A 21,000-nucleotide genomic window follows, 5' to 3' on the forward strand; every position below is an offset into this window, starting at 1 on the left:
CTGGAAGTATGGACTTGCGCGTGCTCCGGTACTTCGTCGCGGTGGCCGAGGAACGCCACGTCGGCCGCGCGGCGAGCCGCCTGCACATGGCACAGCCGCCGCTGAGCCGCGCGGTCCGCGGGCTGGAGGACGAGCTGGGCGCGACGCTGTTCGACCGCACCTCGAAGGGCGTCACGCTCACCGCCGCGGGCGCGGTGCTGTACGAGGAGGCGACGGCACTGCTGGCCCAGTCGGCCCGCATCCGCGACCGCGTGACCGCGGCGGCGGGCACGGCGACCCTGGTGGTGGGGACGTTGGCGGACACCGCCGAGCAGGCCGGCGCCCGCCTGGTGGCGCTGTTCCGCGACCGCCACCCGCACGTCGACGTCCGGGTCCACGAGACGGATCTGGCCGACCCGACGGCGGGGTTGCGCACGGGCCTGGTCGACGTGGCCCTGACGCGGACTCCGTTCGGCACCGGGGGAATCAGCACCCACGTCCTGCGCCCGGTCCGCACCGGCGTGGTCCTGCGCGACGACGACCCCCTGTCGGGTCGCCCTTCGGTGTCCTCCGCGGACCTGGCCGGACGCCGCTGGATCCGCCTCCCGGACGGAACGGACCCGCTGTGGGCGGCCTATTGGACGGGCGGCGAGCCCCGGGAAGCCGCCCCGGTCGTCCGGACGATCCAGGAATGCCTGCAGGCGGTGCTGTGGAACGGGATTTCGGCGTTCGCGCCCCTCGGCCAGCCGCTCCCACCGGGCCTGCGCATCGTCCCGGTACCGGACCGCCCGCCGAGCGACCTGGTGGTGGCCTGGCCGAAGTCCGGCGGCGGCCCGCTGGTCCGCGGTTTCGTACGCGTGGCGGCGTCGTTGGGGCCGGCGGACTGGACGCAGTGACGCGGGCCGGCCCCGGCGCGACCGAACCGGCGGCCCTGCCCGCCCCCGAGCGCGCCCGGACCGCTTGCTGTTCCCCTCACCGGCCCGCCGAGGCACTCGACTCACTCAGTGGTGCAGCCACCCGGCGAACACCGCAGGGGAAGCCGCGATCAGGCTGAACCGGATCCACCTTCCGGCCAGCCCGGTCGTCAAGAACGTGGCCAGCCGCATCTGCACCAGCCCGGCCAGCACGCTCGTCGCCATGAACGGCGGCAACCCCACCAGCGAACTGACCCCGTAAGTCCCGGCCATCCAGTGCGGGTGCCGGTGGCAGCGCTCCCGCAACCGTTCGACCCACCCGCGAATCCGCTTCGTCCGCAACTGCCACCGCACCCGCCGCGGCGTCAGAGGCCGCTCGCGGTGCAGCCGGTCGTGCAGCGGCTTCGGCAGCTTGATGGTCCCCCGCGCGGCGAGGTAGTACAGCGTCTTCCCGGCGATCTGCCCGACGGCGACCGCCGCCCCGAGCCACAGCCAGTGCAGGCCCGGCTGGCTCGCGCAGAGCCCGATCAGGAACACCTCGGCGTTGATCAGCGGCACGATGGCCGAACCGAACGCGACGCCCAGCGTCAGCAGGATCCAGCTCATCGTGTCACCTCCCGAAAATCGCTCGCGTTCTTCACGTTATCAGTTCGAAATCCGGAAACACGGGGGTTGGCCCCCGTCTTCGGCCGGGGGTCCGCACCAGAAGATCACCTGCCGGACGGCTTCCGGTCACCTCCCGCTGGAACGCTGACGTCGTGGCCGCCGAGCAACCCCGTACGCCCGCTGACCGCTTCGGCGCCTTCTGCCGGGCCGTCGTCCGGGTACTGCCGCTGGGCCTGTCGCGGATCGTGGCCCCGACGTTCCTCGGCTTCTGCCTCATCAACGGTCTGACGTTCGGCGTCGACCTCGGGTTGCTGACGATCTTCCACGGCCTGCTCGGCTGGCCCGTGTGGCTGGCGATCACGGTCGCCTACGGCTGCGCGTTCGGGCTCAGCTTCGTGCTGAACCGGACGTTCAACTTCCATTCTCACGCCGCCGTCGGAATCCAGCTCGCCCTTTACATCGTGGCGATCGCCGTCAATTACGCCGCGTTTTTGCTGGGTGTGGGCGCGGGCCTGACGGCGCTGGGCGTCGAATACCACGTCGCACGGCTGCTCGCGGGCGCCTGTGAGGGCGTCTTCATGTACGCCGTGCTGCGCTGGGTGATCTTCCGCGACTCAGGTGAGCGCGAGCTCGAGGGTGCCGGTGAGCCGGACCTCGCGGAGCAGCCGCTCGCCGGTGTCGAGCGTGCGGACCGTGCCGTCGGGGTTCCAGCCGGCCCGCCGGTAGAAGGCGAGGGTGGCGTGGTCGCCCTGGGCGACCCAGGCGATGCCGCGGCCGGCGCCGTCGGCCCGCAGGCCCGCGGCGGCCGTCGCGAGTAGCCGGCCGGCGTGGCCGCGCCGTCCCCACCGCGGCTCGACGAGCAGGGTGGCGATCAAGCCGGTGGAGCCGGCGTCCTCGGGCAGGCTGCCGTCGGCGGCGGCGACCTCTTCTTCGGGCGCGCGGCCGGCGACGCAGAACCCGACGGTGAACTCGCCCTCGGTGGCTACGTAGACCAGGCTGCCGGGGTAGTCGATGGTCTCGGTCCAGGTGCCGGCGAGGTCGGCGGCGTCCAGTTCGGCGAGCGCCTGCTTGCCCAGCAGGTCCTCGTAGGCGGCGTGCCAGGTGTCGCGTTGGATGCGGGCGATCTCCGCGGCGTCGGACAGGTCGGCGGGGCGGACGGCGGCGTCGCTCATGGGCAAAAGTTAGTACAGCGGAGCGCAGCTCCTCCGTTGAGGGCGGTGGCGGGGGCATGGATGGATATCGGGTCGCCGAAAACTGTCGGTGGTGGCTGGCATCATGAGCTCACCATGCAAACGATCAGCGTCGCGACGGCCCGGAAGACCTTCCTGGCCGCACAGGGCTTCACCGACCCGCGTCCCTCCGGCGAGCCGTCCCGGCGGCACCTGAAACGCGTGCTTTCGCGCGTCCAGCTGCTGCAGCTCGACTCGGTGAACGTCGCGGTGCGGGCGCACTACATGCCGGTGTTCTCGCGCCTCGGTGCGTACGAGCCCGCGCTGCTGGACGCGGCGGCGTGGGCGCACTCGGCGCGTCAGCCGCGCCTGCTGGTGGAGACGTGGGCGCACGAGGCGAGCCTGCTGCCGATCGAAGACTGGCCGCTGATCCGCTCGGGCGCGAAGCGCGACGGCTGGTGGAAGCACTATGGCCCCTTGATCGAGAAGTCGCCGGGGCTGGTCGAAGAGATCCTTTCGGTGGTCAAGGAACTCGGCCCGATCGGCGCGGGCGGCATCGAGCGCGAGGTCGAGGCGGACGCGCAGCGGCGGGGGCCGGGCTCGTGGTGGGAGCGGTCCGAGGTCAAGCGCGTCTGCGAGTACCTGTTCGGCATCGGCCAGCTGACCACGGGCACGCGCCGGTCGTTCGAGCGGCTGTACGACCTGACCGAACGGGTGGTCCCGCCGGACGTCCTGGCCCGGACGGTCTCGGCGGAGGAGGGCGCGCGCGGCCTGATCGAGCGTTCGGCGCGCGCACTGGGCGTCGCGACGGAGACGGACCTGCGCGACTACTACCGCCTCGGCCCGGCCCCGGCACGCCAGGCGGTGGCGGAGCTGGTCGAATCCGGTGTCCTGGAGCCGGTTTCGGTGCGCGGCTGGAAGGCGGTGGCGTACCGGCACGCCGAGGCCCGCACGCCGCGGTCGGTGACCGGCCGGGCGCTGCTGTGCCCGTTCGACCCGCTGATCTGGGAACGCGCGCGCACCGAGCGGCTCTTCGGGTTCCACTACCGGATCGAGATCTACGTCCCGGAGCCGAAGCGCGTGTACGGCTACTACGTGTTCCCGTTCCTGCTGGACGGCGAACTGGTCGGGCGGGTGGACCTGAAGTCCGACCGCGCGGCGGGTGTCCTGCGGGTGCAGGGCGCCTTCGCGGAGGAGGGCGCCGACGTGGCGCGCGTGCTCCCGGAGCTGGCCGCGGAGCTGCGGCACATGGCGGAGTGGCTCGGCCTGTCCGGCGTCGCGGTGGGCACCCGCGGCGAGCTGGCCCGGCCCCTGGCGAAACTGGTGCGCTGACGGCTATTCCACCGCATGGACCGTGCCGATCCCGGTCAGGATGAGGTCGACGCCCGCCAGGAACTGTTCGCGGTCGTCGTGGTCGCGCATCTCGTCGGCGACCGCCCGCGCGAAGGGGTACTCCTCGGCGTCGAGCGCCTCCCACGCGGTCGAGACGGCGTCGAGGAACTCGCCGCGGCCGGCGCCGGGGTGCACGACGCGCGCGTTCGCGGCGTTCTGGCCGGCGGCGCCGAGAACGTAGTGCACCAGCGCCGAGGTCGCCGTGAACCAGCTGCCCTTCGGCACGCCCAGGTCGCGGACGTGCCGTCCGAAGCTCTCGAAGATCTTCGGCGTCACCGAACCCGACGGACCGCGCGAAAGCTGCGCCGAGAGCTGCGGGGCGAGCCACGGGTGGCCCTCGATCGCGTCGAACAGGCCGAGCGCGACGGCGCGGACCTCGTCCTGCGGTGACCCGGCGGGCTCGGCGCGCCCGGCCCTCAACGCGGCCGAGACCACGGCGCCGGTCGCGGCGTCGAGCAGTTCGCCCTTGTTCGCCACGTGCCAGTAGATCGCCCCGGGGCCGGTGGCGAGGCGCTCGGTCAGCGCGCGGAACGTCAACCCGCGCTCGCCGTCGGCGTCGAGCAGTTCGACCGCCGTCTCGATGATGCGCGCCCGCGAGAGGGCTTCTGTGCGCCGTTGTGCCATGCCTCATCTTGACATGTCTGGAACGCCGTTCCAATATTGGAACCACGTTCCAGAAAGAGGAGTCGCGATGTCCATCCCCGTCACGATCGTCGGCGCCGGCCTCGGCGGGCTCACGCTCGCCCGCGTCCTGCACGTCCACGGCATCCCGGTCACGGTCCACGAAGCGGAGAGCTCGCCGTCCGCGCGCACGCAGGGCGGCATGCTCGACATCCACGAGCACAACGGCCAGCCGGCCCTCGAGGCAGCGGGGCTGACCGACGGCTTCCGCGCCCTGATCCTGGAGGGCCGCGAAGCTACGCGGATCCTGGACCGGACGGGCAAGGTCCTGCTCGACGAGCCGGACGACGGCACCGGCGGCCGCCCCGAGGTCCAGCGAGGCGAGCTGCGCGGCCTCCTGCTCGACTCACTGCCCGCGGGCACGGTCCGCTGGGACCACAAGGTCACCGCGGCCCGGTCCCTGGGCGACGGCCGCCACGAGCTGACGTTCGCCGACGGCACGACGGCGACCACCGGCCTGCTGGTCGGCGCGGACGGCGCGTGGTCCCGCATCCGCCCCCTGGTGTCGGACGCGGTCCCGGAGTACGTCGGCACGTCGTTCGTGGAGACGTACCTGTTCGACAGCGACACCCGCCACCCGGCAACCGCGAAGGCGGCCGGGGGAGGAGCGCTGTTCGTGCCGGAGCCGGGCAAGGGCATCCAGGCGCACCGCGAAACGGGCGGCACGCTCCACACGTACGTGGTGCTGGCGAAACCGCAGGACTGGTTCACCGACTTCACCGACCCGGACGCGGCCAGAGCCCAGATCGCGGCCGAGTTCACGGACTGGGCCCCGGAACTGACGGCCCTGATCACCGACGGCGAGACGGCACCGGTGTTGCGCCCGATCAACGCCCTGCCGCCCGGCCACAACTGGCCCCGCACCCCGGGCGTGACGCTCCTGGGCGACGCGGCCCACCTATCGGTCCCGAACGGCGAAGGCGCCAACCTGGCGATGCAGGACGGCGCGGAACTGGGCCGAGCAATCGCCGCCCACCCGGACGACCCGGAGGCCGCCTTGGCCGAGTACGAGCGGGAGTTGTTCCCCCGCAGCGCAAAGGAAGCGGCGGAGGCGGAGCGTGATTTCGAGACCTGCTTCGGCGAGCGGACCCCGCACAGCCTGATCGACCTGTTCACGGGCCAGGGCTAGGGTCCGGCGCCGGTCCACAGTGGACTCAGGGGGGTTGCGTGCCGCCGATGCCACGGCCAGGCCCGCGTAGCCGCCAACCGCGACCGCCGCGTCGACATCGCGGTCCGGTGGCCATGCCGCCTCGCCCCGCGACTGCGCCGCCGAGCGCCGCAACCGCTGTTTCCGCCGGCTGTACTCACCGACTCGGCCCCGACCCGCCGCGCTCGCCGCGGCGACATGCCGCCCGCCGCTCCCACGGTCGTGGTCGGCGGCCGCGGCAACCGATGGCGTTGCCTGCAGCCGCGGCCCCCTGGCAGCCGCATTTGGCGGCCGTCGCCTGCCGTGCTCGCCGCCCCGGCGATATGCTCGTCGCCGCGGCGACGGCCCGCGGGCGCCCGGATACCGCGCTGCCACGTCCCGCGACCGCTCCCGCCGGGGAGCTGCCCCAGCCGCATCGCCACCGCCACATCGCCCCGGCCACATGCCAGTCGCCCCGGCGACATGCTCGTCGCCGCAACGACGGCCCGTGGCGGCCCCGGATACCGCGCCGTCGCGTCCCGTCCAACGACCGCTCCCGCCAGAGAGCTGCCCCAACCGCATCGCCACCGCCGCGTCGCCCCGGCCACATCGGCACTCCACCGCATCGCCTCAGCCCCGTCGTCGCGGCGACCGGCCACATCTCCCCACGCACGCAGACGGGCCGTCCCCGGCACCCCCGCCGGGAACGGCCCGTCTCCCCCTTACTCAGCCGGCCGCGCGTGTCACCACGGCGTTGCCGGAACCCGTCCGCGCCCGGACCCTCAGCTTCACGTCACCCTCCGGCGCCGCCGCCAGCACGTCCAGCTCGCTGGAAACCCGCCCGCCGCTCGACGTCAGATCGATCTCCGCCGCCGTGCCGCCGCGGATCCCGATCCGCACCTCGCCCGAGCCCGTGATCAAGTCCAGCGAGCCCGAAGCCGCATCGGCCACCGACAGGTCGCCGCTTCCCGTACGGGCCATCACCTCGCCCGAAACCGCGCCCAGCCAGACGTTGCCCGTTCCGGTCGCCAGCGTGGCCGAGCCCGCCACCGAGGACGCCTCGACGTGGCCGCTGCCGCTGCGGAGCTGGAGGCCGGCCAGGGTCGGGCCGAGGGTGATGCCGCCGCTGCCGGTGCGGATCGTGGCCGAGCCGTCCGCGCGGTCGAGCTTGACCTCGCCGGAGCCCGTCAGCAGGTCGACGCGGCCGGCCGAACCCGTCACCGTCACGTCCGCCGCGCCCGCGCGCACCTCCACGTGCGAGCCCGCCGGGGCGTGCACCTTCACCGACAGCGCGACGTTTCGCAGCTGCCACGCCTTCGGGGCCTGGACGACCAGGCGGTTGCCCAGCTTCTCGATCCGGCTCTGCCGCACCGCTTCGGCGGGGGAGCTCGCCGGGTCCACGCCCAGCTGGTCGCCGAAGCGCTCGCCGACCCACGACAGCAGGTTGTTCACCCCCGCCACCCACGGCTGCTGCTCACCCTGGTCGTGCCGCAGCTCCACCCGCGCGCCCGAGTCGCCGTCGAGGACGACTTCGACGCGCCCGATCGTCACGCTGACGTCGAGCTCCAGCGGGCCTTCGGCCTCGAAGTCGTCGACCCGCACCAGCTCGTCGGCCGGCGTCGTCTGTTCCTCGCTCATTTCCGTCCCCTCAGCCTTCGACCCAGCCGTGCAGGCGCGACCCGGATCGGTCGTCCTTGCCGTGGTGCTGCTTGTGCCCGCCGCCGCCGAGCGCGCCCTGCACCGCCTGGGAAACGAACGTGTTCAGCGAGACTCCCTGCGCCGCCGCCGCGCGCTCGGCCTGCCCCTTGATCTGCTCGACCAGGCGCAGGGTGATGCGGGTGATGTCGCCGCCGTCGATCGGTGGTGGCGGTGTGGTGTCACGTGGTGTCGCGCGTGGTGCCGGCTCCTCGGCGGCACCGGTGACGACCACGCGGACGTCGCGCCCGTCCAGCCGCACGTCCACGACCTGGCCCGGCAAGGCGGCCGTGACCTCGGCGGCGAGGTCGGCGAGGGCGTTCATCAACGTCAGGCGGACGGCTGGTTCGAGCGCGGAGGACAGCAACGCGGCCGCTCGCCGGGTCTGCTCGTCCCCGGCGGCAGCCGTGTTCGCGAGGTCCTCGCGAAGGTTGGCGATGTACGGCGTCAAGTCCATGACACCACTATGACGTCAACCGTGGTGTCAGTCAAGGAAGCCGATGGTGTCACGCGTCGCCCGGGACTCCCGCACGGCCCGCGGATAGGCTGCCGGGGGAGTCGTGGACAAGGAGTGCTGACGTGACCGAAACCGTGTCACCCAGGGTGCAGCTGATCGCGAAAACGGAGTTCTTCCCGCCCGAGGATGTCCCGTGGTCGACCGACGCCGACGGCGGCGAGGCGCTGGCCGAGTTCGCCGGCCGGGCCTGCTACCAGTCGTGGCAGAAGCCGAACCCCGCCACCGCGACCAACGCCGGCTACCTCGAGCACATCATGGACGTCGGGCACCTTTCGGTGCTGGAGCACGGCTCGGTGACCTTCTACATCACCGGCATCTCGCGGTCGCTGACGCACGAGCTGATCCGCCACCGCCACTTCTCCTACTCCCAGCTCTCGCAGCGCTACGTCCCGGAGCGCACCGCCGCCGTCGTCGAGCCGGACGTGATCGCGAACGACCCGGTGCTGCACGAGAAGTTCCTCGCCGCGACGCAGGCGAGCGTCGACGCCTACACCGAGCTCCTCGCCGGCCTGGAGGAGAAGTTCGCCGACGTCCCGAGCGCGACGCTGCGCCGCAAGCAGGCCCGCCAGGCCGCGCGGGCGGTGCTGCCCAACGCGACCGAGACGCGCATCGTCGTCACCGGCAACTACCGCGCCTGGCGCCACTTCGTCGCGATGCGCGCGACCGAGCACGCCGACGTCGAGATCCGTGAGCTCGCCGTCGAATGCCTGCGCCAGCTGCAGAAAGCGGCCGCGAACGTCTTCGCGGACTTCACGATCTCGACGCTGCCGGACGGCACCGAGATCGCCACTAGCCCGAAGGTGTTCGAAGGCTGATGAAACGACTCGCGATCGACGTCCGGCCCGGTGACTACGCCGTTGTCCGGCTGCCCGCGGACGCCCCGGTGCCCGCCGAGCTCTTCGAGCCCGGCGAAGCCTTCGTCTCGGTGACCCGCACCCCCCAGGAGCTGTCGGTGATCTGCCCGGCCGGCCGCGAGCCGGCCGGCAGCACGGCGGCGGAGGACGGCTGGCGGCTCCTGTCCGTCCGCGGCCCGCTGGAGTTCACGCTGACCGGCATCATCGCCGCGCTGGCTTCGGAGCTGGCCGCGGCCGGGGTCGCGCTGTTCTCGATGTCGACGTTCGACACCGACCACATCCTCGTCCGCGCCACCGATCTCGAGCACGCGGTGACGGCGCTGCGCGAATCCGGGCACGAGGTCGGGCACGCCTGACGCTTTTCGGCGGGCGATCACCGGGTACTCCGGGCACGACGGTGGGAACCGTCACCCTTGAAATCGAAAGTTCGGCGCGCCTAAACTTCGATTTGGGGTCCCCGACATCCGGTTGAGAGGCAGGCGCCGTGGCAGTGACCGAGGCCGTGCGGCCGAGACTGGCCACCCGCCTGCGCACGGGCTCGGCCCTGCTCGGGCCCGCGTTCGTCGCCGCGATCGCGTACGTCGACCCCGGGAACGTCGCCTCCAACATCAGCGCCGGTGCCCGCTACGGCTACCTGCTGGTCTGGGTGATCGTCGCGGCGAACCTGATGGCCGTGCTGGTGCAGTACCTGTCGGCGAAACTGGGCCTGGTCAGCGGGATGTCGCTGCCGGAGGCCCTGCGCGCCCGGCTGTCCGGGCCCGCGCGGCTGGCCTACTGGGCGCAGGCCGAGGTCGTCGCCATCGCCACCGACCTGGCCGAGGTCGTCGGCGGCGCGATCGCCCTCACCCTGCTGTTCGACCTGCCGCTCGTCGTCGGCGGCCTGATCACCGGCGCGGTTTCGCTGACGCTGCTGGCGGTCCAGGACCGCGGCGGCCAGCGGACGTTCGAGCGCGTCGTCACCGGCCTGCTGCTGGTCATCGCCGTCGGCTTCCTGGCGAGCCTGTTCGTCGAGCCGCCGTCGGCCGCGGACACCCTCGGCGGCCTGGTCCCGAAGTTCGACGGCGCCGGCAGCGTCCTCATCGCCGCCGCGATGCTCGGCGCCACGGTCATGCCGCACGCCGTCTACCTGCACTCCGGCCTGGTCCGCGACCGCCACGGCCTGCCGGACGTCACCACCCGCCGTCGCCTGCTGCGCGCGACCCGCGCCGACGTCGGCCTGGCGATGCTCCTGGCCGGCGCGGTGAACCTCGGCATGCTCCTGCTGGCCGCGACGAACCTCCAGGGCCAAGCCGGCGTGGACAGCATCGAAGGCGCGCACACCGCGGTCGCCGGGGCACTCGGCCCGGGCGTCGCGCTGCTGTTCGCGATCGGCCTGCTGGCCTCCGGCCTGGCCTCGACGTCGGTCGGCGCGTACGCGGGCGCGATGATCATGCAGGGCCTGCTGCACAAGCGGATCCCGCTGGTCCTGCGCCGGCTCGCCACCCTCACTCCGGCGATCGTGGTGCTGGCGGTGGGCACCGACCCGAGCGCCGCGCTGGTCGTGTCCCAGGTGGTGCTGTCGTTCGGGATCCCGTTCGCCCTGGTGCCGCTGATCCGCCTGACGGCCGACCGCACGCTGATGGGCGAAAACGCCAACCACCGGCTGACGACGGTGGCCGCCTGGGTGATCGCGGCGATCATCATCGCGCTGAACCTGGTCCTCATCTACCTGACCTTCGTAAGCTGAGCCGGTGACCCGGGTCTACGCCCTCAACGCCGAATGCGGCGCGCGGGAGAACCACGCTCGTGACCTTGCCCGCCATTTCGACGGCTGGCCCACCTCTGTCTTCTCCGACGGCGCCGGCTGGTGGTGCGGAGTGGCGCCCGAAGGCCCCTCCGGGGTCGCCCCGGCCGAAGACGCGGCGACGATGACCGCGGCGGGCCGGCGGCTGTACTGGCAGCTCCGGACCGCTCCACCGGTCTACCGCTACGCCCTCGCCGGGGTCGGCACCGGCGGGTTCCGCGTCTACACCGACCTGGTGACCGAGGACCTGACCGCTTTCCCCGGCCTGGTGGTTTCCGAAGACATCTGGGCGGCGACCGGCGGCCGCGCCGAGTTCAGCGTCTTCGCGCCCGGCTACCGGTGGCTCCCGTACCGCGGCGAGACTCACCGCTGAGTCACGAATTCCGCGGAACCCGCGGCGCCCGGCGGCGGTCCGACTAGCATCTGCGCGACCGCCGCCAAAAGGAGCACCGTGACCGACGAACAGACCCGTCCGTACCCACCCCAGGCGCCTGTCACGCCTGGTCAGCGGGTCGTCGCCGGCCGCTACCTGCTGCTCGGCGAACTCGGCCGCGGCGGCATGGGCGTCGTGTGGCGGGCGCAGGACCAGGTCATCGGGCGGCAGGTCGCCGTCAAGGAACTGCGCCTGCCCGACGCCGAGTCCGCCGCCGTCTTCTCCGAGCGCGCGCTGCGGGAGGTGCGCACCGGCGGCCGGCTCAACGACCCCGCGGTCGTCACCGTCTACGACGTCGTCACCGACGGCGGCACCACGTTCATCGTCATGGAGCTCGTCGAAGCGCCGTCGCTGGCCGACCTCGTGCGCCAGCGCGGCCCGATGCCCGGCGCGCAGGCCGCGCTGATGGGGGAGCGGGTGCTGGCCGCGCTGCAGGCCGCGCACACCGCCGGGATCGTGCACCGCGACGTCAAGCCGGCCAACATCCTGGTCGCGCCGGACGGCCGCGTGAAGCTCACCGACTTCGGCATCGCGCACGCCGTCGACGACCCGCGCCTGACCACCAGCGGCATGATCGTCGGCTCGCCCGCGTTCATGGCGCCCGAGCGCGTCGAAGGCCGCGAAGCGCTGCCCGCGTCCGACCTGTGGTCCCTCGGCGCGACGCTGTTCTTCGCCGTCGAAGGCACGATCCCGTTCGAGCGCGCCACCACGGCGGCGACGCTGCACGCGATCATGACCGAAATCCCGTACCTGACCCGCGGCCACGGCCCGATCGCCGCGGCCATCCTCGGCCTGCTCGTCGCGAACCCCGACGCGCGGCTGTCCGCCGCCCAGGCACAGAACCTGCTGACCACGGCGCAGGGCGTGCGCCCGACCCCGCCGAACGGCACCGCGATGCTGGCCGGCCCCGCGACGCGGATGGCCCCGCAGGCGCCGCCGAAGAAGAACCTCCGCGCGCTGTGGCTCTCGCTGGCCGTGGTGCTCGTCGTCGGTGCCCTGATCGGCGGGTTCTTCGCGGGCAAGGCCTACCAGACCCCGGCTGTCGACCAGCAGAAGCAGCCGACCATGACCTTCGGCCTCAACGGGCAGCTCCGCACCGCCATCGGCGGCTACTACCGGTGCTTCAACACCCCGGTGCAGGACGGCTCGATCATCAGCGACGACGACAACAAGACCGACTGCGAAAAGAGCCACACGCTGGAGGTCTACGAGATCGGCGGCCTGCTGTCGGTCGAGAACTGGAACTCCGACGACGCCAAGGTGGCCGCCTACCCCGGCCAGGCCGCGGTGACGGCGAGCGCCGAGGCGGCGTGCGCGACCGCGTTCCGCTCGTCGATCGTGCCCGAGCCCAAGCGGCCGGACCTCACCTTCCGCGCGCTCGTGCCGACCCAGGCGGCGTGGGAGAGCGCGCCGTCGAAGAGCGGCGAGGAGCCCACCCGCGAGTTCTACTGCGTGCTCGCCCGGTCCGACGGCGGGCCGATCACCGCGCCGATCGTGACCAAGGTCAAGTAGAAGTTCCGCGACGAGCGGCCGGGTCCCGGAAATCCTCCGCACTTCGCCGGAGGTGACCAGGTCGGCGCGGTTTTGTCGGGGGGACGGGGTACCGTCTGGGCATGTCCAACCCACCTACCGCAGCGCCCGGACGGCCGTTCGGGCGCGTGCTCACCGCGATGGCCACCCCCTTCGACGCCGACGGGTCACTGGACCTGAAGCGGGCGCAGGAGCTCGCCGAGCACCTCGTGGAGCTGGGTAACGACGGCCTGGTCGTCAACGGCACCACCGGCGAGAGCCCGACCACGACCGACGACGAGAAGCAGCAGCTGATCCGCGCCGTGGTCGAGGCGGTCGGCGACCGCGCGACGATCGTGGCCGGCGCGGGCACCAACAACACCGCGCACAGCATCGTGCAGGCGAAGCAGGCCGAGGCGGCGGGCGCGCACGGCCTGCTCGTGGTCACCCCGTACTACTCGCGGCCGAGCCAGGCCGGGCTGTACGCGCACTTCACCACGGTCGCCGACAGCAGCGGGCTGCCGGTGATGCTCTACGACATCCCGCCGCGCTCGGTCGTCCCGATCGAGGTCGACACGCTGCTGCGGCTGGCCGAGCACCCGCGGATCGTCGCGGTCAAGGACGCCAAGGGCGACCTCATCGCCGGCTCCGAGGTCATCGCGAACACCCACCTCGCGTACTACTCGGGTGACGACGGCCTGAACCTGCCGTGGATCTCCGTCGGCGGCACCGGCGTGGTGAGTGTGATCGGTCACGTCGTCGCGGGCCGGATCCGCGCGATGATCGACGCCTACGAGAACGGCGACACGTCCACCGCGCGCACGAACCACCGTGCGATGCTGCCGGTGCTGCGCGCGATGTCGCGGGTCGGCGGGGTCGCGTTCAGCAAGGCGGCGCTGCGGCTGCGCGGCTTCGACATCGGCCACCCGCGCCTCCCGATCGCCCCGGCGACCGAGGAGCAGGTGGTCGCGATCGCCGCCGATCTGGCCCAGGGCGGCGTGCCGCTGGGCGACACGGCGGCCCAGGACTGGCATGGTGAGCGGGTGGCACAAGCAGACTCGAGGGCCGCCTACGTGGCGCCGACCTCGCACACCAGCGTTGGGACCCTGCCTCGGTGAGCTCACTTCCCCCCGGTCCAGGCCCCACCAACGCCCCGCCCGCACTCCCCGAGGGAGCCCTGCGCGTCGTCGCGCTGGGCGGCATCGGCGAGGTCGGGCGCAACATGACCGTCTTCGAATTCGGCGGCCGGCTCCTCATCGTCGACTGCGGGGTGCTCTTCCCCGAGGACGACCAGCCCGGCGTCGACTTGATCCTGCCCGACTTCCGCGCGATCGAGGATCGCCTCGACGACATCGAAGGCCTGGTGCTCACCCACGGGCACGAGGACCACATCGGTGCCGTCCCGTTCCTCTTGCGCCTGCGGCCGGACCTGCCGATCTACGGCTCTCGGTTCACCAACGCGCTGCTCGCGGCCAAGGCCAAGGAACACCGGCAGCGGCCGAAGCTGATCGAGGTCCGCGAGGGCGAGCGCCGCGACGTCGGCGTGTTCAACCTCGAGTTCTTCGCGGTGAACCACTCGATCCCGGATGCGCTGGCCGTGGCCATCCGCACGCCGGCGGGCGTGGTCCTGCACACCGGCGACATCAAGCTCGACCAGCTCCCGCTGGACGGGCGCCTCACCGACCTGGCCGGCTTCTCGCGGCTCGGCGACGAGGGCGTCGACCTGTTCTGCGTCGACTCGACCAACGCCGAGGTCCCCGGGTTCGTCATGCCCGAGCGCGACATCGGCCCGGTCCTCGACGACGTCATCCGGCGCGTCGACCAGCGCGTGATCGTGGCCTGCTTCGCCAGCCACGTCCACCGCGTCCAGCAGGTGCTGGACGCGGCGCACCGGCACGGCCGCCGGATCGCGTTCGTCGGCCGCTCGATGGTCCGCAACATGGGCATCGCCGCCGAGCTGGGCCTGCTCAACGTGCCGGACGGCCTGCTGGTCGACCTCGACCAGGCGAGCAACCTGCCCGAGAGCAAGGTCCTGTTCGTCTCGACGGGCTCGCAGGGCGAGCCCCTCTCGGCGCTGTCGAGGATGGCGCGCGGCGAGCACCGCCAGATCTCGATCCGCGCGGGCGACACGGTCGTGCTGGCCAGCTCGATGATCCCGGGCAACGAGACAGCGGTGTTCGGCGTGGTCAACGGCCTGACCCGGCTCGGCGCGAACGTCGTCCACCAGGGCAACGCGAAGGTCCACGTGTCCGGCCACGCGTCGGCGGGCGAGCTGCTGTACCTGTACAACGCGGTGCGCCCGAGCAACGTGATGCCGGTCCACGGCGAGTGGAAGCACCTGCGCGCGAACGGCGAGCTGGCCATCCGCACCGGCGTGGCCGCGGAGAACGTGGTCATCGCCGAGGACGGCGTGGTCGTCGACCTGGTCGACGGCAAGGCCACCCGCACCGGCCGCGTCGAGGTCGGCCACGTCTACGTCGACGGCCTCTCGGTCGGCGACGTGGGCGAGTCGACCCTGTCGGACCGCCTGGTTCTCGGCGAGGGCGGCTTCATCGCGATCAACGTGGCGGTGGACTCGAACACGGGCCGGCCGGTCAGCCCCCCGACGGTCGCGGGCCGCGGCTTCTCGGACGACCCGAAGGCCCTCGACGCGGTCGTCCCGCTGGTGGAGATGGAGCTGGCCCGCACGGAGGCGGAGGGGATCACCGACACCCACCGCATCGCCCAGGCGGTCCGCCGCGTGGTCGGCCGCTGGGTGGCGGACACCTACCGCCGCCGCCCGATGATCGTCCCGACGGTCATCCCGGTCTGATTTACCTCGCTTCGTGAAGGCCACCTCGGATCATCGAGGTGGCCTTCACGGCGTTCAGCGGGCTTTGGCCAGCAGCAGCGCCAGCGTGACGGTGACCCCCTGGCGGAGAAGCGCCCGCCGAGCCCGGCGCTGTTCGGCACGTGTCGGCTTCATGGAGACAAGTGTTTCGCCTGACGCGGGCCCGGACATCCCGCTATCGGCCGGACCGGGTCCCTCCCAGGGATGAGCTTGCCCCTAGGGGCCTGTCCGCTTAGCCACGGGTAGCGGCCCGAACGTCTCGGCGGGGAGGTAGTCGTTGTGTCCGTTTTCGGTCACGCGCCAGCCCAACGATCGCCAGGCACCTTCGCTGCAACACACCAACTCATGGGTCACTGCATCGAAGACGGCGAATTCATCTCCTGGTAGCAGGACGAACTTATGGTTCGTAAGGCTCTCGAGGTCAGGGTTCCAGATGTGGACAGTGTTGTCGTCGCCGCCGGTGAGTATGCGGGTGCTGTCGGGTGACCAGGCGACGGCGCGTACCCGGCCGGTGTGGGCGGTGAGTTGGTGGAGTTGTTGGCCGGTGTTGGCGTCCCAGATGCGTGCGGTGTGGTCGTCGCCGCCGGTGAGTATGCGGGCGCCATCGGGTGACCAGGCCACTGCCTGCACCCAATTGGTGTGGCCGGTGAGTTGGTGGAGTTGTTGGCCGGTGCTGGCGTCCCAGATGCGTGCGGTGTGGTCGTCGCCGCCGGTGAGTATGCGGGCGCCATCGGGCGACCAGGCAACAGCGCGTACCCAGTCGGTGTGGCCGATGAGCTCGCGGACCGGCTGGCCGTTTTCGGCGTCCCAAACGTAGATGGTGTGGTCGTCGCCGCTGGCCAGGATGTGCGTACCGTCGGGTGACCAGGCCACTGCCTGTACCCATTTCGTATGGGCGGTGAATTCGTCGAGTTGTTGGCCGGTGTCAGCGTCCCAAAGGAAGACTGCGCTGTCGTCACCGCCGGTGAGAATTCGGGTGCCGTCGGGTGACCAGGCCACGGATTCGATCCAACCGGTGTGGGCGGTGAGTTGGTGGAGTTGTTGGCCGGTGTTGGCGTCCCAGATGCGTGCGGTGTGGTCGTCGCCGCCGGTGAGAACGCGGGTGTCGTCTGGTGACCACGTTGCTGCGGTGATCGCGCTGCTGTGGCCGGTGAGTTGGTGGAGTTGCTCACCGCTGCCGGCGTCCCAAATACGGATGGCGCTGTCGTCGCCAGTGAGGATGCGAGTTCCGTCTGGTGACCACGTTGCCGAGGTGATCGTGCTTCTACGATGGCTGAGCTGGCGGAGTTGTTGGCCGGTGTTGGCGTCCCAGATGCGTGCGGTGTTGTCGTTGCCGCCGGTGAGAACGTGGGTGCCGTCGGGTGACCAGGCCGCGGCTTTTACCCAGCCGGTGTGGCCGGTGAGTTGGTGGAGTTGTTGGCCGGTGTTGGCGTCCCAGATGCGGGACGTATCGCCGCTGTCGCTGGCGAGGATTCGAGTCCCGTCCGGCGACCAGGCTACGGCCTGCACCCAGCCGGTTTGGTCGGCGAGTTGATGGAGTTGTTGGCCGGTCTCGGTGTCCCAAACATATACGACGCTGTCGTCGCCGCCGGTGAGGATGCGGGTGCTGTCGGGTGACCAGGCGACGGCGCGTACCCAGTCGTTGTGGCCGGTGAGTTGGTGGATTGGTCGGCTGGTGTCAGCGTCCCAAAGGAAGACTGTGCTGTCGTCGCCGCCGGTGAGGATGCGGGTGCTGTCGGGTGACCAGGCGACGGCGCGTACCCGGCCGGTGTGGGCGGTGAGTTGGTGGAGTTGTCCGCCGGTTTCGGCGTCCCAGATGTGGGCGTTGTAATCGTTGCCGCCGGTGAGGATGCGGGTGCTGTCGGGAGACCAGGCGACGGCGCGTACCCGGCCGGTGAGTTGGTGGAGTTGTCGGCCGGTGTCGGCATTCCAGACGCGAGTAGTGCTATCGTTGCCGCCGGTGAGAATGCGCGTGCCATCGGGTGACCACGATGCCACAAGTACTGAGCCGACGTGGCCGGTGAATTGATCGAGAAGCTGGCCGGTGACTCTATCCCAGATCTTCGCTCCGCCGTCGCCGCCGGTGAGAATGCGCGTGCCGTCAGGCGACCAAGTCACCGAGTTAACGTGACCTGTGTGTCCGAAGAGCGGGACCAAACGATCTTCACTCGCCGGACGGGCTCCTGAGCGGGGAGCGATTCTGAGTCCAGGGACTTTGTAGTGCAACGGCGTGCAGGAGAGGGCCTGGGTTCGGTAGACGGCGGCGCGGTCGAGCCTCGCCCCTTCAATGTCGCAACCGCGAATAATTGTACCTGTTATTCGGGCTGATTCCCACCGAGTATTGCGCATCGATGAATCTCGAATTTCCGCGTTTGTCAAATCTGCGTTGTCGAAGTTGGCGCCGCTGAGGTCTATGTTGGAAAATACGGTCCGCCGAAGATCTGCGCCAGCGAAGTTGGCTCCCGGCATTCGAAGAGGGGTCTGGTCGGAGTCGATCTGCATGTCGGCGAGGTATGCGCCGCCGAGTTGCACTCCGGCGAGGCTGTGGTGGGGGTAGTCGTATTTCTTTGCGTGTAGTGCATAGGCAAGGGCGAGCTCGGACGCTTGACGTGCGTAGCTTCGCCCGACCCGTCTGAGAGATTCCAGGGCTTGGGGCTGAAGGTCGCCGGAAATCAACTGCCCCAGGAAGTCCAGAGTTTCTGCACTGGGTACCCTGAGTGCGATTGTCTCGATGCGAAAATCTCGGTCATTCAACGAATGATAAATATATTGTGCTAAGAAGTACTCGAATAAAGAACGGTGACCGAACTCGAACGAGTCTTCCTCACGCTTCAAAAATGTCGCCGTACGGAAGTCTGATTTCCACAAATCTGGTACGCGCTCTCGATAGTGGCGCTGCAGATCCGGGCGTCGGTCCAGTAGTGCGAGCAGCCAGTCGTCCACCTCGGCGGGGCTCCATGAATTCTTTTCCGATCGCCACAGTTCCGCTGCGATCTCTTCCATCAGCAGACGCTTGTGTTCTGGAGTCAGTGTGTGCTTGCCTTCGTCGCGGGATATCCAGCGATCGACGACCTCTGAGTAGATGTCCACCGAGCGGAGGACTCGGTTTTCTAGCTTTGCCAGTTCGATGAATTCGACCTGGTCGGCGATCATGCGAAGGGTGATCGGCCGCCGGGCCAGATCGGGGAGGTCGTGGACGGCGGCGATCGTTTCCAAGAAGCGGTCCACCCACTCCGCGCCGCGGGTGAGGTTGCCGACCAAGTATTCGCGGATCTGTTTGTCGCGGAACGGTAGCATCAACAGGGCCAGGTAGTCACTGCCTCTTATTCCTTGCCGGGTCTCGCCGGTGAAATAAGTGACCTCATCCCGGATCGTTCGGAAATACTGGGTTCGGCAGCTGAGCAACAAGCGCACGCTCGGGTGGTCGCCCAGCACCCGCCAAATCTGCCGGGTGAAGAGTTGCCGGTCCTGTGGGCCCAGATGCACCAGCACCTCGTCGAGACCGTCGAACACGACCACCACGTTGCCCTTGGACAGTCGGTTTCGAAGCACGGCCGCGTTGAGCCGATCCGACGGCACGCCCGCCGGTCGGGTGGCCTCGAGCATCGCATCCAGGATGTGATCGAGGCTCATCGACCCGGCAAGACCGGCGACCCGGACGTCGCGCAGATCGAAGAGAATGGTCAATGGCACCATTGCGTCGCTCTCGCGCATTTTCAGCAGGTGCTGGGTGAACAGTTTCGTGGTGGTGGTTTTGCCCATGCCGACGTCGCCGAGTAGTGCACAGAGACGTGGCGCACCTGGACGCTCGTCGGTTGCCCAATCGGCGATGCGATGGACAGCACGCAATGGGGGACTGGCGGCCCTTTGCGACGAATCCAGAAGCGATTCCTGAAGACTGGCTTCCGAAATTTCGGGTGGGACGAGATGCCGGCTGTCATCCCTTCGCTGTCGCCGGGCCACCTCGATGGTCCAGTGCATCAAGTCGTCGTCGGTGGTGGCCGTGTGGTCTTGGACGACCGCAGGGCCTGGCGACAGCGCCCGCCTGATCTCTCGAAGCAGAATCCTGACGTAGTTCTTGCGTTGTTCGGCCCGAGTCAGTTCGTCCCAAGGTTTTTCCTGTTGCTGCACGTCGTGCCAGCGCAGCGGAGCCAGATCGAGTGGGCCGTTCGGCAGGCCGCTCAACGCGAAGGCCACTACCGGTCTCGAGGGGTCGAGGGCGCGGCGGCGTTCTTCCTTGTCCGACAGGTATCCCGCACTCAGGAGAACGACACGGACGTCGGCCTCGGCGCTGAGGCGGTCGCGTACTCGGGTGATGTCCTCGCCGAGCGGGACCGATCTCGAGTCGGTGACCTCCCACTTGCGTTCGGAGTCCGCGGCCAGGGATTCACGCACCTGATCGAGCAAAGTCGTCGTTCGCCGCATCGGGCCGGCCTCGACGTGGTAGCTGAGGTACACGCGCGTAGTCGGTTCGCCTAGCTCCGCGACTTCGGCATCCACCGGCCTCCGAATGTCGGTACGGCCGGCGGCAACCTCGGAGAGGGCTACGAGGCCCTTTTCGACTAGGTCGCCGCCGCTGAACCAGCCGTGGCGCTGGTCAGGAGTAGTTTTCCGGGTGTCGAGCTCCAGGCGGAGGTCGACCCCGGCCTTCTCCGCTGCGTCGTTCGCCCGCTTCCGGAAGTCCTTGAAGCTGTCCTGCGCGCGGCTGTCCGGTCCCGAGAACTCCGCGACTTCGAGCGCCTCCCGCAGCAGGAACCGGCCGTCGGCGTCGAGGATGCGGCTGATCTCCGCGAGCCTGGTCGCCTGCATCGTCGTCAAATGCGGGCGCAGCGTCTCGAGGTACTGCTCGACCTCTTGCTGCTGAAGTCGGCTGGTCACAGTGATCGGTATCCGTTCCCGCCCAGGCCGCGCCGGCGGATCGACGCTGCCAGGTCGATGGCGAAGTTCGAGCGCTTGGCGCCGCTCTGTTCACTGAAGCTTCGGCGACCGTCGGCGAAGAAGACGAGTTTGTCCTCGACACCGCAGAAGTCGTGCTGAGGCTCGAACCTGGGCAGCGGACTCAGGGCGACCGGGAGCGCCTGCTTGTCTGCCGTCGGCCCGGCGAACCGGGGGAGCTCGTGTTCCAGGATGAACGGGCTGCCGAAGTAGCGATTGCTCAGCAGGATCAGCCCGAAGTCGGCTTCGTCCAGCCGGTCGAGGATGCCGGGCAGGAGCTCCTCACCGCAGGTCAGGTGGCTGTCCTCCCACCATTCGACCTTGAAGTCACTGAAGACGCTCAGCGCCGGCATCAGGTCGCCGAGCAGGGCCTCCTTGAGCTTCTTGTCGAGCCGGCACCAGCTGAGGAAGATCCGGATCCGCATCTTCGCCTCCTCCGGAACACTCCGGAACGGACTCCGGATCGAAAAAGGGTAACATCGCCACCGTCCGACTGCGGGCTGTTACGCCGTCTGGACCACGAGATGCCGCTTTGCCGCGGGATAACCTTGGTCCCCAGTCGTCTCGCGCAGAGAGG

17 protein-coding genes and 1 pseudogene are annotated in these 21,000 nt (G+C 70.1%); 11 read left to right on the top strand and 7 right to left on the bottom strand.

Going from position 1 to position 21,000, the window contains the following annotated elements:
- Positions 1–8 precede the first annotated feature (8 nt).
- Positions 9–875 carry a LysR substrate-binding domain-containing protein gene (locus MUY14_RS04570; protein ID WP_247021111.1) on the top strand — a complete coding sequence of 289 codons (867 nt, stop codon included), beginning with the start codon at positions 9–11 and terminating at the stop codon, positions 873–875.
- Between the two features lie 105 nt (positions 876–980).
- Here the strand turns inward: MUY14_RS04570 and MUY14_RS04575 are convergent, their stop codons facing one another.
- A complete protein-coding gene (locus tag MUY14_RS04575; protein WP_247021113.1) occupies positions 981–1,499 on the bottom strand; it encodes a hypothetical protein in 519 nt (172 codons plus the stop codon).
- Positions 1,500–1,744: 245 nt separating this feature from the next.
- Between MUY14_RS04575 and MUY14_RS04580 the strand changes: the two are divergent.
- Positions 1,745–2,047: pseudogene (locus MUY14_RS04580) on the top strand (GtrA family protein); the annotation flags it as partial.
- 66 nt (positions 2,048–2,113) lie between these two features.
- Here MUY14_RS04580 and MUY14_RS04585 read toward each other — a convergent pair.
- Positions 2,114–2,671 carry a GNAT family N-acetyltransferase gene (locus MUY14_RS04585; protein ID WP_247021115.1) on the bottom strand — a complete coding sequence of 186 codons (558 nt, stop codon included), beginning with the start codon at positions 2,669–2,671 and terminating at the stop codon, positions 2,114–2,116.
- Positions 2,672–2,785: 114 nt separating this feature from the next.
- On the opposite strand from MUY14_RS04585, the gene MUY14_RS04590 reads away from it, so the two are divergent.
- A complete protein-coding gene (locus MUY14_RS04590; RefSeq protein ID WP_247021117.1) occupies positions 2,786–4,000 on the top strand; it encodes a winged helix-turn-helix domain-containing protein in 1,215 nt (404 codons plus the stop codon).
- A 3-nt stretch (positions 4,001–4,003) separates the two neighbouring features.
- Here the strand turns inward: MUY14_RS04590 and MUY14_RS04595 are convergent, their stop codons facing one another.
- Positions 4,004–4,684, bottom strand: a complete 681-nt coding sequence (locus MUY14_RS04595; protein ID WP_247021118.1) for a TetR/AcrR family transcriptional regulator — start codon at positions 4,682–4,684, stop codon at positions 4,004–4,006.
- 67 nt (positions 4,685–4,751) lie between these two features.
- Here MUY14_RS04595 and MUY14_RS04600 point away from each other — a divergent pair, with 67 nt between their 5' ends.
- Positions 4,752–5,870 carry an NAD(P)/FAD-dependent oxidoreductase gene (locus MUY14_RS04600; RefSeq protein WP_247021120.1) on the top strand — a complete coding sequence of 373 codons (1,119 nt, stop codon included), beginning with the start codon at positions 4,752–4,754 and terminating at the stop codon, positions 5,868–5,870.
- A 723-nt stretch (positions 5,871–6,593) separates the two neighbouring features.
- Here the strand turns inward: MUY14_RS04600 and MUY14_RS04605 are convergent.
- Positions 6,594–7,505 carry a DUF4097 family beta strand repeat-containing protein gene (locus MUY14_RS04605; protein ID WP_247021122.1) on the bottom strand — a complete coding sequence of 304 codons (912 nt, stop codon included), beginning with the start codon at positions 7,503–7,505 and terminating at the stop codon, positions 6,594–6,596.
- Positions 7,506–7,515: 10 nt separating this feature from the next.
- The gene (locus MUY14_RS04610) at positions 7,516–8,019 is read right to left on the bottom strand and encodes a toxin-antitoxin system HicB family antitoxin (protein WP_247021124.1); all 504 of its coding nucleotides are present in this window, start codon (positions 8,017–8,019) and stop codon (positions 7,516–7,518) included.
- A gap of 122 nt (positions 8,020–8,141) precedes the next feature.
- Between MUY14_RS04610 and thyX the strand changes: the two genes are divergently transcribed.
- The 7 genes from thyX to MUY14_RS04645 all read left to right on the top strand — a co-directional run bounded on the left by thyX (position 8,142) and on the right by MUY14_RS04645 (position 15,470).
- The gene (gene thyX / locus MUY14_RS04615) at positions 8,142–8,894 is read left to right on the top strand and encodes an FAD-dependent thymidylate synthase (protein WP_247021126.1); all 753 of its coding nucleotides are present in this window, start codon (positions 8,142–8,144) and stop codon (positions 8,892–8,894) included.
- A complete protein-coding gene (locus tag MUY14_RS04620) occupies positions 8,894–9,289 on the top strand; it encodes an ACT domain-containing protein (protein ID WP_247021127.1) in 396 nt (131 codons plus the stop codon). The genes thyX and MUY14_RS04620 overlap by 1 nt, the downstream gene beginning before the upstream one ends.
- Before the next feature lie 128 nt (positions 9,290–9,417).
- On the top strand, positions 9,418–10,659 hold the full coding sequence (locus tag MUY14_RS04625) for an Nramp family divalent metal transporter (RefSeq protein WP_247021129.1): 1,242 nt from the start codon (positions 9,418–9,420) through the stop codon (positions 10,657–10,659).
- A 4-nt stretch (positions 10,660–10,663) separates the two neighbouring features.
- Positions 10,664–11,089, top strand: a complete 426-nt coding sequence (locus MUY14_RS04630; protein ID WP_247021131.1) for a hypothetical protein — start codon at positions 10,664–10,666, stop codon at positions 11,087–11,089.
- Positions 11,090–11,167: 78 nt separating this feature from the next.
- A complete protein-coding gene (locus MUY14_RS04635) occupies positions 11,168–12,661 on the top strand; it encodes a serine/threonine-protein kinase (RefSeq protein ID WP_247021134.1) in 1,494 nt (497 codons plus the stop codon).
- 101 nt (positions 12,662–12,762) lie between these two features.
- Positions 12,763–13,776 (top strand): 4-hydroxy-tetrahydrodipicolinate synthase, encoded by a 1,014-nt coding sequence (gene dapA / locus MUY14_RS04640; RefSeq protein WP_247021136.1) that lies wholly within the window; start codon positions 12,763–12,765, stop codon positions 13,774–13,776.
- On the top strand, positions 13,773–15,470 hold the full coding sequence (locus tag MUY14_RS04645) for a ribonuclease J (RefSeq protein WP_281506255.1): 1,698 nt from the start codon (positions 13,773–13,775) through the stop codon (positions 15,468–15,470). Before dapA ends, MUY14_RS04645 begins: the two co-directional genes overlap by 4 nt.
- A gap of 234 nt (positions 15,471–15,704) precedes the next feature.
- Here MUY14_RS04645 and MUY14_RS04650 read toward each other — a convergent pair whose 3' ends face one another.
- Positions 15,705–20,366, bottom strand: a complete 4,662-nt coding sequence (locus tag MUY14_RS04650) for an eIF2A-related protein (RefSeq protein ID WP_247021138.1) — start codon at positions 20,364–20,366, stop codon at positions 15,705–15,707.
- Positions 20,363–20,848 carry a toll/interleukin-1 receptor domain-containing protein gene (locus MUY14_RS04655; protein WP_247021140.1) on the bottom strand — a complete coding sequence of 162 codons (486 nt, stop codon included), beginning with the start codon at positions 20,846–20,848 and terminating at the stop codon, positions 20,363–20,365. Before MUY14_RS04655 ends, MUY14_RS04650 begins: the two co-directional genes overlap by 4 nt.
- Positions 20,849–21,000 lie beyond the last annotated feature (152 nt).

Source organism: Amycolatopsis sp. FBCC-B4732 (assembly GCF_023008405.1).
Classification (GTDB): domain Bacteria; phylum Actinomycetota; class Actinomycetes; order Mycobacteriales; family Pseudonocardiaceae; genus Amycolatopsis; species Amycolatopsis pretoriensis_A.